Annotated in this window: 1 rRNA gene; it reads left to right on the forward strand. The window is 42.9% G+C overall.

Annotated features, from left to right (window positions below):
• Positions 1-1,418 (forward strand): 23S ribosomal RNA (locus tag CQA44_RS13050); the annotation flags it as partial.

Here is a 1,418-nt window from a genome sequence, read left to right on the forward strand (position 1 = left end):
ACACCGATAGCGAACCAGTACCGTGAGGGAAAGGTGAAAAGAACCGCAGTGAGCGGAGTGAAATAGAACCTGAAACCATCTGCCTACAATCATTCAGAGCACCATAGTGAGTCCCTCTGAGGAATTGGGGGAGAGAATTATTCTTTTCTCTCCTGTTCTTTTGCTCAAAATATCTTATCAATGATAAGGAGAGAGCAATGGGAAGAGGGCAGCTATCTAGTAACCCTAATGGAGCAGGCTACCCATCAAGCACAGGAAAACCTAGTGGCGGTGGTAGAGGCAATAATGCTCCAAGTATAAGTAATGGAAAAAGTGGTGGAAAAAAGTAAAGAAATTGTTTAGGCTTGTCTTTTAATGAGAAATCCAGCATTTGCAATGTGTTTGTGCGGCAGCTAATAAAGGCTAGTCTCCGCACAGATTGTTGCATAACATGAATTCTCATCTAAAATACTTCGCCTTTGGTTTTTCTATTTGGCAAGCAGATTCTATGTGTTTTTAGAATCTGCCCTTACAAAGCAGGAGTAACCAAACATTCTAGGATTGTGCCTTAAGGTTTGTGGGTTGTGCAAACAAATCGAAGTGTAGCCTACTCGGTGTAGGTGAGCAAGATTTTTCAAACTCCCGCAAAGATTATGCACAAATCAAATTTACCCTGATTTTTCAGAGGGATTCACTGGTGTGATGGACTGCCTTTTGCATAATGATCCTGCGAGTTGTGGTATCTGGCAAGGTTAAGCCAACGCGAAGCCGTAGCGAAAGCGAGTCTGAAAGGGCGCAGCCACCTCTTTTATATTCATTGATGTTCATTGATGAGAAACTAAGAGAGTGATAGCATTAAGATTCTATCACAAAGCTAACACAACCATTGTAAAAGCAAAAAATGGAGTGAAGCTTGATTGCTTGTTGGGGAAATTTTGAATGAGGTTGAAGCTTTTGTGTGAGAGATAATAAGCCTTATGGCTATCGCATAAACACAAGCAAGACACATTGAAAAACGTCTAATACAACAAGCCATACAAGCAAAGTGAATATAAATGAGGTGGCTAAAGTCAGATGCTGCAGACCCGAAGCCAAGTGATCTATCCATGGCCAAGTTGAAGTAAGTGTAATAGCTTATGGAGGACTGAACTCGTGCCCATTGAAACGGGCTGGGATGAGCTGTGGATAGGGGTGAAAGGCCAAACAAACTTGGTGATAGCTGGTTCTCTTCGAAATATATTTAGGTATAGCCTCAAGTGATAGTCATAGGGGGTAGAGCTCTGATTGGGCTAGGGCTGCTCACCGCGGTACCAACCCCTGTCAAACTACGAATACCTATGACCGTATCTTGGGAGTCAGGCGGTGGGTGATAAAATCAATCGTCAAAAGGGGAACAACCCAGACTACCAACTAAGGTCCCCAAGTTCTATTCTAAGTGG

The sequence above is a fragment of the Helicobacter sp. MIT 14-3879 genome, from assembly GCF_003364125.1.